Consider the following 14119-nt stretch of genomic DNA (forward strand, 5'->3'; position numbering starts at 1 on the left):
ACGAAACCATCCTTCTGTCCAACGCGGAGCGAGGAGAGCGGCCATGAGCGTCCAGAACGAGTGGAAGCTGCGGGAGCAGATGTGCGAGATCGGCCGCCGGATCTACAACAAGGGCTTCGCGGCGGCCAACGACGGCAACATCAGCTACCGGCTGAGCGAGGACCGCGTCCTCTGCACGCCGACGCGCGTCTCCAAGGGCTTCATGAAGCCCGACGACCTGTGCATCATCGACATGGACGGCAAGCAGATCTCCGGCAAGCGCAAGCGCTCCAGCGAGATGCTGCTGCACCTCACGGCGCTCAAGGCCCGGCCGGACCTCCGCTCCTGCGTCCACTGCCACCCGCCGCACGCCACGGCCTTCGCCGTCGCCCGCGAGCCGATCCCGAAGTGCGTCCTGCCGGAGATCGAGGTGTTCCTCGGCGAGGTCGCCATCGCCCCGTATGAGACCCCGGGCGGCCAGGCCTTCGCCGACACCATCCTCCCCTACGTCAAGGACACCGAGACGATCCTGCTGGCCAACCACGGCACGCTGACGCTCGGCACGGACCTTGAGGACGCCTACTTCAAGACCGAGATCATCGACGCTTACTGCCGCATCCTGCTGCTGGCCAAGCAGCTCGGCCGGGTGAACTACTACGGCGACGACAAGGCGGCCGAGCTGATCAACCTGAAGCCCAAGCTGAACATCCCCGACCCCCGGCTGACCCGCGGGCTGGAGAACTGCGACCTCTGCGGCAACAGCCTGTTCCGCGAGGGCTACGGCGACTTCTCCCCCGAGCCGCGCGTCTTCATCCACCCCAAGCTGATGGAGCAGGCCGCCCAGGCCGGCGAGACCTCCACCTGCGGCTGCTCCACGGGCCGCGCCGAGTTCCCCGCCGCGAACGCCGCCGCGAACGGCCAGGCCGCCGGCGCGGACGTCGAGGCCGTCGTCAAGTCGATCACCGACCAGGTGATGGCCGCTCTGAACGGCTCGTCCAAGTAACACGGTCATGGGCTGGGCCTGGGGGGCCGCTGAGATGCAGAAGTCGCTCGATCGGAAGCTGGCCGCGATCCACGCCGACCCGCACAATTGCCGCGAGTTCATCCTCGCCGACGCCAAGGACGCCGACATGGCCACGGGCCTCGGCGCCCCCGGGCAGTCGCCCGAGCTGCACGCCGGCGAGGTCCGCTTCAAGACGCTGGAGGAATACCGCCAGCAGATGCGGCTGATCACCAAGCAAGAGCTGGTCGACATCATGCTCATGTCGGCCAGCTCGAATTATGCGTTGACGCTGGCCGAACGGCTGTTCGAGGGCTCGCCCGTCACGCCCGCCATCCGCGCCAACGACACGACCGACATCTTCCTGGCGCGCGGCTCGTCCTACGCCGCGGAGGCCGCGCGGCCCTTCCGCACCGCCAGCCTCGACCACGCGATGTGCGGCCACCTGGACTGCAAGCCCGAGGAGCGCTCGCTGGGGGCGAACCTGGGCCTCTACAGCGTCACCTTCAACAACGACCTGCGCCGCGACCTGGAGACGCTGGAGCGCTTCCACGCCTTCCGCGAGGAGGCCGAGCGCAAGGGATTCCGCTACTTCCTGGAGGTCTTCGACCCCAACGTCCCCACCGGCCTCGCGCCCGAGACCTTGCCGTTCTACCTGAACGACATGATCACCCGGATGCTGGCGGGGGTCGCCCCGGCGGGGCGTCCGGTCTTCCTCAAGATCGTCTACCACGGGCCGAAGGCGATGGAGGAGCTGGTCCGCTTCGACCCCCACCTCATCGTCGGCATCCTCGGCGGCTCCTCCGGGACCACGCTCGACGCCTTCCAGCTCCTGCACGACGCCCAGAAGCACGGCGCGAGGGTCGCGCTCTACGGGCGGAAGATCAACAACGCGGAGAATCAGCTCGCGTTCGTGCAGTTCCTCCGCCTGATCGTCGACGGCCTCATCAAGCCGGTCGACGCCGTGAAGGCCTACCACGCCGTCCTCGGCAAGCTGGGGACCACCCCCCTGCGGACGCTTGAGGACGACCTGAAGCTCACGACGCAGTCGATGAGCTACGGCGGCGGCAACATGGTGACGGTCCCGCCGTCGCCGGCGCCCACGCCCCAGGCGCCCGCCCCCGCGCCGTCGATCCACGCGGCGAAGCCCTCGGCCAACGGCCATGCCTCGACGAACGGGCATGCCTCGACGAATGGCCATGCCTCGACGAACGGGGCCGCCAGCGGCAACGGCTGGCACGTCCCGTCGAAGCCGCTGGTGACGGAATCGCGCCCGTCGCGCGAGAACGAGCACGGCGCCCCGTCGTTCGCCGTCACCGCCGACGGCCGCCCCGACTTCGGCAAGATGAGCCCGACCGACCGCCTGGCCTATCACCGCGCCCGCCTCGGCCTGGGCCGCTGAGGCGGCCCCCGTCATCCCTTCGATTCGTCCCGCGGGCTGGGTCGCCATCCAGCCCGCGCGGCGGCCCGAACGGCGGCGATCCGGCCCCTGCTCCCTCGTCACGAGGCCCTACCAGCTTATAATGAAGCGGTCCGCCCGCTCCGTCGGGGGAGCTGGCCGGGGTACTCGCGTCGAGAGAGGAAGTCGATGAACCGCCCGTCCTATCGCGTCACGGAGCTGCTCGGCGACGGCATCGGGGCCGAGCTTTCGGCGGCGGTCCACCGCCTGGCCGAGTCGCTCCCCGTCCGCCTGGAGTTCATCCCGGTCGACCTGCGGGTCGACAGCCGGCGGGCGCGCGGGATGGCGATCTATGACGAGGCGGTCGAGACGATCCTCGACACGAAGGTCGCGCTGAAGCATCCCACGGCGACGACCGAGGAGAGCCCCAACGCCGTGCTCCGGCGGCGGCTGGACCTCTCGGTCATCCACCGGCCGGTCTACACCATCCCCGGCGTGCCCACGAATTTCCGCCGCGAGCTGGACCTGGACATCGTCCGCATCGCCACCGGCGGCACCTACGACGACCCCGGCCGCATGATCGGCGAGGACGGCGCCGTCAGCCTGCGCATCGTCGAGCGCCGGCCCGTCCGCGAGGCCGCCCGCTACGCCTTCAACCTGGCGCGGAAGACGGGCAAGCGCGTCACCAGCTCGTCCAAGTACACGATCCAGAAGGCGACCGACGGCCTGTTCGAGAAGGTCGCCGACGAGATCTCCGACCAGTTCCCCGAGGTCCCGCACAACGTCGAGCTGTTCGACGCCATGCTCGGCAAGGTCATCATGGCGCCGGAGAAGTTCCAGATCGTCCTGGTGCTCAACGAGTACGGCGACTTCCTCTCCGACATGGCCTGCGGCCTGGCCGGCTCGCTCGGCATCGGCGCCAGCGCGAACCTGGCGTTCGACGCCTCGGCCGTCGTCCGCGTCGCCCTGTTCGACGCCGCCCACGGCACCGCGCCGGACATCGCCGGCAAGGGCCTGGCCAACCCCACGGCCATCTTCCTCGCCTTCTCCATGCTGCTGTACCAGATCGGCGAGATCGCGCTGGGCCAGGCCGTGAAGAACTCCACGCTCGGCCTGCTCCGCCAGGGGACCCGCACCCGCGACCTCGGCGGCCAGGAGACGACCGCCACCTTCACCGAGGCCGTCGCCGCCGAGGTCACCCGCCGCCTGGCCGCGTCCTCGCTGACGCCCGGCTGAGGACGCGGGGTTATCCGCTCCATTGAACCCCGCGGCGGGGAAGACCGCCTGCCCACTTCTCCCCTGGTGGCACTCCGTCGAAAGCATCGCCGAGGAGCCGTCCATCCTTCTTTCTCCCCTCGTGGGAGAAGGTGGCCGAAGGCCGGATGAGGGGGATCCCCACGGCCTCCGCTCGCGCCCCCTCATCCGCCCCTCCGGGGCACCTTCTCCCACGGGGGGAGAAGGGACTCTTGTCGTTATGCTCGTCGCCAGCTTCCCCACGACGCGGGATCGGCTGCCCTTACGGCCGGGCCGAATCGAAGACCACCTCGCCGTCGACGACGGTGCAGCGGACCTTCGATTCGAGGATCTCGGCCGGCGGGACGCTGAACAGGTCGCGGTCGAAGACGGTGACGTCGGCGCGGAGGCCGGGCTTGAGGACGCCCTGGCGGTCTTCCGCGAAGGCGGCGAACGCGGGCTCGGCGGTGAAGGCGCGGAGGGTTTCCTCCAGGCTCATGCGCTGGTCGGGGTGCCAGCCGTCGACGGGACGGCCCTCGCGGTCCTGGCGCGTGACGGCGGCGTAGAGGCCCCATTGGGGGTCAACCACCTCGACCGGGAAGTCGCTGCCGAACGCCACGCGGACGCCTCCGTCGAGGAACCAACGCCACGCGTAGGCGCCGTCGACCCGGCCGGGGCCAAGCCGGGCGTCGGCCCAGCGCATGTCGTCGCTGGCGTGCGAGGGCTGCATCGACGCGATCACGCCCAGCTCGGCGAACCGGGCGACGTCCTCCCGGCGCACCACCTGCGCGTGCTCAATCCGCAATCGCGGGTCGGTCGCCTCGGGCACGGCCTTCCGCGCGGCGGCGAAGGCGTCCAAAACCAGCGCGTTGCCCCGGTCGCCGATCGCGTGGACGGCCACCTGCCAGCCGTTCTTGAGCCCGGCGACGGTCGCGGCCTCCAGCGTCGCCGGGTCGATCAGGAGGAGCCCCTTGTTGGTCGGGTCGTCGGCGTAGGGCTCGAACAGCAGGGCGCCGCTGGAGCCCATCGCGCCGTCGATGAACAGCTTGGCCCCGCGCATCTCGAACCGGCTCCCGGCCGGCCTATCGGCCGGCGGCGTCGCCAGCGCCTCGGCCTCCTTGCCGCCCGGCGGCGAGGTCATCGCGTAACAGCGAAGCTTCAGCAGCCCCTCGCGGTCCAGCTCGTCGAAGACCTCGGCGACGCGCCTCGGGACGCCCGCGTCGTGGACCCCGGTGAGCCCACGCGCCAGGATGTGGTCCTGGGCGGCGAGGATCCGCGCGCGGACCTCCTCGCGCGAGGGGGGCGGGACCACGCGGTCGATCAGCCCCATCGCGCCGTCGATGAAGATCCCGGTGGGGTTGCCGTCGGGGCCGCGATGGATCTGGCCGTCCGACGGCGGCTGGGTCGCCGCGTCGACCTTGGCTCGCTTCATCGCCTCGGTGCTGGCCCAGCCCGCGTGGCCGTCCACGCGAGCCAGCCAGACCGGACGCCCCGGCGCGGCGGCGTCGAGCACGGCGGCGTCGGGATAGGCCTCGCCGGGCCAGAGGCTCTGGTCCCAGCTCGCCCCCAGGATCCAGGCGTCCGGCGGCAGCGCGGCGGCGCGCTCCTTGACTCTCGCCGCGACCTCGTCGAGGGACGCCACGCCGCGCAGGTCCAGCTGGAGGAAGCTGGCGCCGAGCATCTCGATATGCCCGTGCGCGTCCACGAGGCCGGGCGTCGCCAGCGCGCCGGGGGCCTCGACGACGCGCGTGGACGGCCCCTTCCAGCGCATCGTTTCGTCGCGCGAGCCGACGGCGACGATCTCGCCGCCGCGCGCGGCGAGGGCCTCGGCCCAGGGGTTCGCCCGGTCTCCCGTCCAGATCCGGCCGGGGATCAGCACCAGGTCGGCCGGGCCATCCTTCTTGAGCCTCAGGGCGCGGCCGGGGAGCTTGTCGTCCTTCGCCGGGAACGGGGGGAGGACGCCGTCGGAGATCACGGCGACGCCGTTGACGAAGACGTGCTTCATCCCCTCGGCGTACTGCTGCGGGTCGTCGAACGTCGCCTTGTCGCGGAAGGTCTCCGGGTCGAAGGCGACGACGTCCGCGTAGGCCCCCGGCCGGATCACGCCGCGGTCGACCAGCCCCAGGATCGCGGCCGGCAGGCCGGAGCCGGAGCGGATGGCGTGCTCAAGCGTGATGACGCGATCATCCAAGGCGTAGCGGATCTTGCGGGCGAACGTCCCGAACGAGCGCGGGTGCGGGCGGGTGTCGTCGGGCGCGCCCCGGGCGCCGCCGTCGGAGGCGGTCGCGACGAGGTCCGACTTCATCACCTCGCGCACCTCGTCCTCGCTCATGCTGAAATTGATCGCCTGGGTCCCGCCGTTGCGCTGGATGTCCAGGACGATCTCCAGCGGGGTCGTCCCCTCCTCCTTCGCGATCGTTGCCAGGTCCTTCCCCACGCGAGAGGGCTTCGGAGCGTAGCGGGCCAGTCGGATCGCCGCGCCGCCGTCGCGCCCGTCGAGCGACCGCTGGATCTCTCGCCGCAGCTCCGCCCCCTTCTCCGGGTCGTCGGCCAGCTTCGCGAACTCCTCCTTGCTCAGGCTGACGGCCCAGTGCGGGACGACCATCGCCCCCAGCGACGTGCTCGACGCGACGTATGGATACTGGTCGGCCGTGGCGACGCGACCGGAGGCGCGGGCGGCGGCGATCCGCTCCAACGCGTCGGCCGTCTTGCCCCAGTTCGACCGGCCGCCGGCCTTCAGGTGGGAGACGTGGACCGGCGCGCCCGACCGCTCGCCGATCGTCAGGGCTTCGTCGACCGCGCGTAGCAGGCCGCTCCCCTCGTCGCGGATGTGGCTGGCGTAGATGCCGCCGTATCCGTGGACGAGCGTCGCCAGCTCGACCAGCTCCTCGGTCCGGGCGTAGCGGCTGGGGACGTAGATCAGGCCCGTCGACATCCCCCACGCGCCGGCGTCCATCGCCTTCGTCGCCAGGGCCTTGAGGCGGGCCATCTCCTCGGCCGTCGGCTCGCGGTCCTCCACGCCCATCACCTCGCGCCGGAGCGCGCCGTGCGGGAGCAGGTGGACGACGTTCGACCCCGCGCCGGCGCGGTCGACGCGCCCGAGGTACGCCTCGACGTCGATCGGCCCGGAGCCGCAGTTGCCGGTGACGATCGTGGTGACGCCCTGGGCGATGTAGTTGAGGTTCAGCCGCGACTGCCCGCCGACGATGCCGCTATCGGAGTGCGTGTGCAGGTCGATGAACCCCGGCGCGACGACCAGCCCGGTCGCGTCGACGGTCCGCGCGCGGGCCATGCCGGACAGGTCGCCCACGGCGACGATCCGATCCCCCTTGATCGCGACGTCCGCCCTCGCCCCGGGCGAGCCCGTGCCGTCGACGACCGTGCCCCCGGCGAGGACCACGTCGGCCGGGGCCTCGTCGGCGGCCGTCGCCCGGGGCCAGGCCACCGTGAGCGCCAGCGCGAGGATCGTCAGACCACGCCACCTAATCATGCCCATGCGTCAATTCCCCCGCCTCTCGATGCGAGCCGGCCGTCGGCCCCGCCCCCAGAGCTTACCGGCGACGCCGACGTGCCGCCAGCGGGCCGCTAGGGCTCCGCGCCCCCCAGGAAGGCGAGGACCTCGGCGACCAGGCGGTCGCGGTCGTGGTCGTGGGCGGCCAGGTGGTCGCAGCGGTCGAGGATGACGAGCCGCTTGTCGCGCGAGCCCAGGCGGCCCAGGAGCCACGCCGCGCGGGAGGGCTCGACGACGGTGTCGCGCCTCCCCTGGACGATCAGCGTCGGCGCCTCGATCCGGCCCAACTCGGGCGTGACGGCCCCGATCAGGTCGAGCGCCGACGCCGCGGCGGGGAGGCTGAAGGTGCGGAAGCGGTCGAGAGCCGCGAGGCGGCGGCGGGCCTCGCGGTCGCGGACCGCCGGGCGACGGCGGGGGATGTCGGGGAGGAGGCGAGCGAGCGCCCGGACCGCCGCCGAGGCGAGCGGCGAGAACCGGCCGGTGTATCGGATCGCCAGGAACGGCGCGACGAGGACCAGCCGGTCGACGGGCCGTCGGCTCGCCACGTGGAGCGCGATGGTCGCCCCGGTGGAGAAGCCGATCAGGACCGGCGGCCGATCGCGGGCGATCTCGTCGACGCGCGCCTCGACGGCGGCGACCCATTCGGGCCACGTCGACGCGGGCATGACGGGGCCGGGGCCGTCGTGGCCGGGGAGCGTTACGGCCTCCACGCGGCGGCCCGCGGCGCGGAGGGCTTCGGTCAGGGGCTGGAGTTCATAGGGCCCGCCCCCCAGGCCGTGGATGGCCAGGCAGGGGGGGCCGGCGGTCTCGCGCATGGCCGGCGGTCCTCCCGCCGCCAGTCTACCGGACCTCGCGTCGCGCGGCGCGATGGCGCCGACGGTCGAGGACGTGAGGGCGAGGCGGGTCGCCAAGCCCTAGCTCCCGGCGGGCCCGCGGGATGGCCGCCTCCAGGTCGTCGGCCAGCTCGCCGGCCGATCGGTGGCGGTCTCCCGGCGCCCGCTCCAGGGCCCGCAGCAGCACGACTTCCAGGCTCGCGGGGAGGTTCGGGTCGACCTCCCGAGGGGCGCGCGGGCGGGCGCGGGCGAGCATCGGCGGGAGCGCCGGCGTCGGCACGCCGCGGATCGTCTCCAGCCGTCGCCCGAGCGTCAGGGCCTCGAACGCCGTGGCGCCCATCGAGTAGACGTCGGCCAGGACCTCGTCGGCCGGGGCCTTCAGCAGCCGCTCCGGGGCCATGTACAGGAGCGTGCCCGCGCCGTCGCGCATCTGGTCGACCGTCGCGTGGTCCAGGTCGCGGCCCAGCCCCAGGTCGCAGAGGAACGCGCCGAAGGGCGCCCGGCGCTCCAGCAGGATGTTGCCCGGCTTGACGTCGCGGTGCGCGACCCGGTGGACGTGGACGCGGTGGAGCGCCCTCGCGACGCCCGCCATGATCCGCGTCGTCTCCAGGTAATAGGCCGGGTCCTCCATCTCGACGAGGGGGTGTACGGGGTCGGGGTCGTCGCCCATGCGATGGAGCCGGCGCTCGCGGACGACGTCCTGGAGCGTGACGGCCTCGACGTAGGGCATGGCCATGTAGAAACAGCCGTCGGCCTCGCCGGCGTCGGCCACGCGCAGCAGCGACGGCCCGACGAGCCGCGCGCCGCGCTCGGCCTCGCGGCGGAACTGGGCCAGGCGGCGAGGGTTGATCGAGAGGCCGGGCGTGAGGATCTTCAGGGCCACGAAGCCGGGGCCCATCTCGCCCACCGCCTTCCAGACCTCCCCCTGCGCGCCCCGGCCGAGGCGGACGATCAGGCGATAGGGGCCGATCCGCTGGAACGGCCGGAGCTGCGACCCGCCCGCCCTGGCGTGGGGCTCGGGGATGCTCGTCGGGACCTCGCTGATCCCCGGGGGGCCGTGCCAGGTGGGCGGGTCGAGCGGATGCGTCGCGATGGACAGGGCCGTCCCGAGGGCGTCGGGGCACGCCGGGCGAGGGCCCCGGCGCGGCGATTGGTTCACGGCGATCATGGTGGTCGCGTGGCCTCCTGGGTCGTCCCGGTTCCCGGCCGCTCCCCATGGCGACCTCCCGAGAGAACGCTAGGCCGCGCGCCGGGACGGTCCCGGGCATGTTGCCGAGACTCCACGCGCGCCGGTTCGCGGCCACGGCCGCGGGGCGGTGGCGTCGGCCGGCGCGCGCCTTTAGGATGGGGCCCGCTAGGGCGGACGAGGTGATTCGGACGGGAGCCGGGATCGATGGACGAACGAGCGCGCGATGAAGCCGAAGACCTCTACGCCCGGCCGGCCGACGCCGTCGAGGAGGCGCCGAAGACGCTGCTAGGCGCGCTCGGGAGGGTCGGGCCGGGCCTGGTCGTCGCCGCGGCGATCGTCGGCACCGGCGAGCTGATCGCCACGACCGGCCTGGGGGCGAAGGCGGGCTTCACGCTGCTGTGGCTGATCCTCTTCAGTTGCGTGGTCAAGGTCTTCGTCCAGATCGAGCTGGGCCGGTACGCGCTGACGCGCGGCAAGACGACGCTGGCGGCCTTCGACGACATGCCGGGGCCGCGGCTGGGGGCCTCGTGGATCTGCTGGCTCTGGCTGGTCATGATGCTGGCCACCCAGGCGCAGATCGGCGCGATGGAGGGCCTGGTGGGCCAGGCGGCGCACATGGCGTTCCCATCCGCGTCCGAGGCCATGGCCGGCGCGATCGGCGCGATCGTGCCGACGTGGGGCGAGTTCTTCCGGTCGCGCCACGAGTACCTCTGGGCGGCGCTCACGACGATCGCCGCCACGGCGCTGCTGCTCTCCGGCGGCTACAAGCGGCTGGAGCGGATCACGACGATCATGGTGGCGGCGGTGACGCTGTTCACGGTCGCGGCCGTCGCGGTGCTGCAGTGGACGCGGTTCGGCTTCGGCTGGTCGGAGGTGGCCTCGGGCTTCACGTTCGCGCTGCCGGTGGGGGCGGTGGGGCTGGCGTTCTCGGCGTTCGGGATCACGGGCGTCGGGGCGACGGAGTTGGTCGCCTACCCTTACTGGTGCATCGAGAAGGGCTACGCGAGGTCGGTCGGCCCCAGGCCCGCGGGGGGGGACGACTCCGCGTGGGTCGGCCGCGCCCGGGGCTGGACGCGGGTGATGCAGCTCGACGCCTGGGTGAGCATGGCCGTCTTCACGATCGCGACGGTCGCCTTCTACATGCTGGGGGCGGCGGTGCTCCACCCCCAGGGGCTGCACCCCGAAGGCTCCCAGATGCTGCCGATCCTGGCGTCGATGTACCTCGGCCCGCTGGAGGGGACGCCGCTGGCCCCGCTCCGGGGGGGCGTGCGCGTGGCCTTCCTGCTGGGGGCGTGGGCCGTCCTGTTCAAGACGCTGTACGTCGCGACCGCCGCCAACGCCCGGATGAGCGTCGACTTCCTGAACGTCGCCGGCGTCTGGCGCCCCGCCGACGACGCAGCCCGCGTCCGCGCCGTGAAGGTGTTCTCCGTCATCTACCCGGCCATCGCCCTGGGGTTGTACTACGCCGTCCGCGAGCCGCTGGGCCTGGTGAAGGCCGGCGGCATCGCCCAGGGCCTGATGCTCCCCCTGATCGCCGGCTCGACCATCTACCTGTCCCGCCGCGACGTCGACCCCCGCGTCGCCGCCTCCAAACTCAGCGGCGCCCTCACCTGGCTCGCCTTCCTCGCCATCACCGCCGTCGCCGGCTACAGCGTCTACGACCTGGCGCGGAGCATGCTGGAGTCGTGACCACGCGCGACGCTTGACCGATCCCGACGAGGTCCGATAGGCTGACAGTCCAGGCGCGGCCGCGCCATTTGGGGAGGGACCGGGCCATGGACCGAATCAGCTTCCGAGTCGACCCCGCCCTCAAGCGCCGCCTGGAGGCCGAGGCGAAAGCCGCCGGGGTCAGCCCTTCCGACCTCGCTCGCGAAGCCGTGCGCGAACACCTCGAACGCCTCAAGCCTACGGAGACCTGCCACGACATCGCGCGGCGGCTGGGGATCCTCGGCGTCTACCAGGACACCCCCGCCGACCTCAGCACCAACCCGGCTCACATGGAAGGATTCGGCGGCGGTGGTTGAAGGCTCCGTCCTCCTGGACACCGGCCCCCTGGTCGCGCTCCTGGCCTCTCGAGACGCCTACCACCAGCTTTGCGTTAAGACGTTGGCCTCGCTCTCCCCTCCCTTGCTGACATGCTGGCCGGTGTTGACGGAAGCCGCCTGGCTCCTCCGAGGGCAACCGCGTCCCTTCGATCACATCCAGGAAGCCCACGCCGCCGGCCTGTTCCGGCTTCTCGCCCTCGACACGGAAGACATGGCCCCCATCGCCAGGATCATGAGCCGCTACGAGGATATCGGGCTCCAACTCGCCGATGCCTCAATCGCGTATCTGGCCGAGCGGGAGCGGATCCGCGTCGTCTTCACGCTAGATCGCCGGGATTTTTCCATCATCCGCCTGAAACGCAACCGATCCCTCCGAATCATCCCCTCGGCGCAATGACCGACCCGTCGGTTCTCCCGGGCCCCTAAAATCGGTAAACTGGACCGCCATTGACGGCGGCCGCGACAGGGATGGGGCCGTCGGGATCCACCATCGGGAAGGACGTCGCGCCCCGTGTTCGAATTCTTGCTGCGGTCGCGTTACGTCGTCGGGGCGGGCGTGCTGGCCTTGCTGGCGTACCTGGTCGCGTTCGGCGAGCATGTCCGGTACGAGCAGTCCATCGCGTCGTTCTTCGCGGACGACGACCCGGACCTGAAGGCGTATCAGGCGTCGTCGGCCACGTTCGGGGACGACAACGTCGTCTTCATCGCCTACGACGACCCGGACGTCGTCACCCCCGCCGGGATGGACCGCGCCGCGGAGCTGGCGGCGGCCGTCGCCCCTTCCGAGATCCCGGGGGTCCGGGGGGTGGAGTCGATCGACGCCATGCCGCTGGCCTGGGCGCTCGACGACGCGCTGCTGGCCCTGGACAGGCTCCCGGCGTTCGCCCGCAAGGCGGCCATGGACGCGGCGCGACGGGCGGTCGAGAACATCGACCTGAAGTCGAACAGCATGACCGTCGGCGGCGCGGTCCGCTCGGTCGACGCCCCGCGCCTGGCCGCGATCCGCGACCGGCTGACGGCGCACCCCATGTTCGTCGGCACGCTCATCGACGGCTCGGCCACGTCCACGGCGGTCGTGGCCCGGCTGCGGAGGACGGCCGAGCACGACGTGATCGCCACGGTGAAGGAGCTGCGCGACCGGGCCGACGCCTTCGCCGCTCGCCACGGCCTGGCGGCCCCGGCGGTCGTCGGCCCCCCCGTCCTGCTGGCCGACGGCTTCGCCGCCATCGAGATCGACGGCCGTCGCCTGGCCGCGGTGGGGATGGTCCTCATCGCGCTGGTGATGCTCACGGCCGTCCGCAGCGTCTGGTGGGCGATCGTCCCCATGGTCTCCGGCTGGACGGTCTGGCTGGCGACCGAGACCCTCCTTCACCGCCTCAACATCCGGCTGTCCCTCTCCGGCGGGCCGCTGGTGGCCCAGATCATCGTCCTGACGATGCCCGCGGCGAGCCACCTGGCGATCCATTTCCGCGACAACCGCCGCAAGCTCCCCCCGCGCGACGCGGCGCTCGTCACGCTGCGGAAGGTCTCCACGCCGATCTTCTGGACGGCGGTCACCGGCGCGATCGGCTACATCGCGCTGATGACCAGCGACGTGGTGCCGATCCGCCAGTTCGGGGCGATCCTGGGCGCCTGCACGCTCACCGCCGCGGTGCTGGTGATGGTCCTGGCGCCGGTCGCCATGTTCCCGCCGTTCCCGATGGAGCTGCCCGTCCGCCAGGGCTCGCGATCGCGCGTCGCCGCGGCCATGGACCGGCTGACGCTGGCCGTCCATCGCCGCCCCGTCGCGGTGGTCGCCGGCGTCGCGCTCCTCGCCCTGCCGCTGTCGCTGGGGATCTTCCGGCTGACCTACGAGACGAACTACATCAACCTGTTCCGGCCCGAGACGCGCGTGGTGCGCGACTACAAGGCGGTCGAGTCGAAGCTGGGCGGGATCGGCGTGGTCGACCTCGTCGTCCCGCTGGCCTCGGGCCTGGACGCCGACGCCGTCGCCGGCCTGGCGCGCGTGGAGGAGGCGATCCGGGGCCTGGCCCCCGAGCGCCCCGGCGCGGTCGGGCGGGTCCTCTCCCTCGCGACGGTCCTCGACCCCGACGGCCGCATCGCCGCGCTCGACGCCGAGGCCCGCGCCCGGGTGCTGGCCGGCAAGCTCGACCTGATCGCGGCGTCTCCCCAGGCGGAGCTGATGGACACCTTCTGGAACCCCGAGGCGAAGGAGGCCCGGATCGTCGTCCGCCTGCTGGAGCAGCAGCCCGCCGACGTGAAGACCGCCATCTTCCGGAGCGCCGAGGCCGCCGCCCGCGCCGAGTTCGGCCCCGAGGCCGGCCTGACCGGCCTTTCGTACCTGATGACCAAGACGACCGAGGGGGTGGTCGCGACCCAGTGGGGGACGTTCGCCTGGTCGGCGTTCGGCATCCTGGCCATGCTCGCCCTGGCGTTCCGCAACCTCAAGCTCGCCGTGCTCGCCCTCCTGCCGACGCTCATCTCCGTGGCCCTAGTGCTGGGCCTGATGGGCTGGATGTCGATCAAGCTGGACATCGCCACCGCCCTCGTGGCGAGCGTCGCCCTGGGCCTCTCGGTGGACGACACCTTCCACTGCCTCATCCAGTACCAGCGCCTGCGACGGTCTCGCGGCTTCCGCCGCAGCCTGTTCGCCAGCTACGCCGTCTCCGGGCCGGGGGTGCTCCTCTCCAGCCTGGCCGTGGCGATCGGCTTCCTCGCCCTGCGCTCCAGCGAGTTCGAGCCCTTCGTCAACTTCGGGACGATGGTGGCCGTCGCCACCGGCGGCAGCACCCTGGGCAACCTGATCCTCATCCCCGCCTGCCTCACCCTGGACGAACGCCGACGCCAGAAGCCCCGACCGGCGACCGACCCGCCGGCTCGCGTCGCCCCCTCCCCCGCCGAGAGCGCCTAACCGCGCCCTCGGCGATCGA

General features: G+C 72.2%; 10 protein-coding genes. 7 read left to right on the plus strand and 3 right to left on the minus strand.

Annotation, left to right across the window (positions count from 1 at the left end):
* The first annotated feature begins 43 nt into the window (after positions 1-43).
* The 3 genes from WG209_RS02375 to WG209_RS02385 all read left to right on the plus strand — a co-directional run bounded on the left by WG209_RS02375 (position 44) and on the right by WG209_RS02385 (position 3614).
* On the plus strand, positions 44-982 hold the full coding sequence (locus WG209_RS02375) for a class II aldolase/adducin family protein (RefSeq protein ID WP_337173393.1): 939 nt from the start codon (positions 44-46) through the stop codon (positions 980-982).
* 34 nt (positions 983-1016) lie between these two features.
* Positions 1017-2381, plus strand: a complete 1365-nt coding sequence (locus tag WG209_RS02380; RefSeq protein WP_337173394.1) for a hypothetical protein — start codon at positions 1017-1019, stop codon at positions 2379-2381.
* A gap of 186 nt (positions 2382-2567) precedes the next feature.
* Entirely contained in the window at positions 2568-3614 is a 1047-nt protein-coding gene (locus WG209_RS02385; RefSeq protein ID WP_337173395.1) for an isocitrate/isopropylmalate family dehydrogenase, read from the plus strand.
* Between the two features lie 280 nt (positions 3615-3894).
* On the opposite strand, the gene WG209_RS02390 is transcribed toward WG209_RS02385, so the two are convergent.
* The 3 genes from WG209_RS02390 to WG209_RS02400 form a co-directional block, all read right to left on the minus strand.
* On the minus strand, positions 3895-7107 hold the full coding sequence (locus WG209_RS02390; protein ID WP_337173396.1) for an amidohydrolase family protein: 3213 nt from the start codon (positions 7105-7107) through the stop codon (positions 3895-3897).
* An 89-nt stretch (positions 7108-7196) separates the two neighbouring features.
* The gene (locus tag WG209_RS02395; RefSeq protein WP_337173397.1) at positions 7197-7937 is read right to left on the minus strand and encodes an alpha/beta fold hydrolase; all 741 of its coding nucleotides are present in this window, start codon (positions 7935-7937) and stop codon (positions 7197-7199) included.
* Positions 7938-7962: 25 nt separating this feature from the next.
* A complete protein-coding gene (locus WG209_RS02400; protein WP_337173398.1) occupies positions 7963-9123 on the minus strand; it encodes a serine/threonine-protein kinase in 1161 nt (386 codons plus the stop codon).
* A 225-nt stretch (positions 9124-9348) separates the two neighbouring features.
* Here WG209_RS02400 and WG209_RS02405 point away from each other — a divergent pair, with 225 nt between their 5' ends.
* From WG209_RS02405 to WG209_RS02420, 4 genes are all read left to right on the plus strand, one after another.
* Entirely contained in the window at positions 9349-10833 is a 1485-nt protein-coding gene (locus WG209_RS02405; RefSeq protein ID WP_337173399.1) for an Nramp family divalent metal transporter, read from the plus strand.
* A gap of 86 nt (positions 10834-10919) precedes the next feature.
* Complete coding sequence (locus WG209_RS02410) at positions 10920-11168, plus strand: ribbon-helix-helix domain-containing protein (protein WP_337173400.1); 249 nt, start codon at positions 10920-10922, stop codon at positions 11166-11168.
* Positions 11161-11586 (plus strand): PIN domain-containing protein, encoded by a 426-nt coding sequence (locus WG209_RS02415; protein ID WP_337173401.1) that lies wholly within the window; start codon positions 11161-11163, stop codon positions 11584-11586. Before WG209_RS02410 ends, WG209_RS02415 begins: the two co-directional genes overlap by 8 nt.
* 114 nt (positions 11587-11700) lie before the next feature.
* Positions 11701-14100: an MMPL family transporter gene (locus WG209_RS02420; protein ID WP_337173402.1), complete on the plus strand. Its 2400-nt coding sequence runs from the start codon at positions 11701-11703 to the stop codon at positions 14098-14100.
* The last annotated feature ends 19 nt before the right edge of the window (positions 14101-14119 follow it).

Source organism: Paludisphaera sp., from assembly GCF_037189885.1.
Classification (GTDB): domain Bacteria; phylum Planctomycetota; class Planctomycetia; order Isosphaerales; family Isosphaeraceae; genus Paludisphaera.

Bases quoted from the DNA above. Each gene is read 5' to 3' on its own strand.
- WG209_RS02375 (WP_337173393.1), top strand. From the start codon at position 44: ATGAGCGTCCAGAACGAGTGGAAGCTGCGGGAGCAGATGTGCGAGATC.
- WG209_RS02380 (WP_337173394.1), top strand. From the start codon at position 1,017: ATGCAGAAGTCGCTCGATCGGAAGCTGGCCGCGATCCACGCCGACCCG.
- WG209_RS02385 (WP_337173395.1), top strand. From the start codon at position 2,568: ATGAACCGCCCGTCCTATCGCGTCACGGAGCTGCTCGGCGACGGCATC.
- WG209_RS02390 (WP_337173396.1), bottom strand. From the start codon at position 7,107: ATGGGCATGATTAGGTGGCGTGGTCTGACGATCCTCGCGCTGGCGCTC.
- WG209_RS02395 (WP_337173397.1), bottom strand. From the start codon at position 7,937: ATGCGCGAGACCGCCGGCCCCCCCTGCCTGGCCATCCACGGCCTGGGG.
- WG209_RS02400 (WP_337173398.1), bottom strand. From the start codon at position 9,123: ATGATCGCCGTGAACCAATCGCCGCGCCGGGGCCCTCGCCCGGCGTGC.
- WG209_RS02405 (WP_337173399.1), top strand. From the start codon at position 9,349: ATGGACGAACGAGCGCGCGATGAAGCCGAAGACCTCTACGCCCGGCCG.
- WG209_RS02410 (WP_337173400.1), top strand. From the start codon at position 10,920: ATGGACCGAATCAGCTTCCGAGTCGACCCCGCCCTCAAGCGCCGCCTG.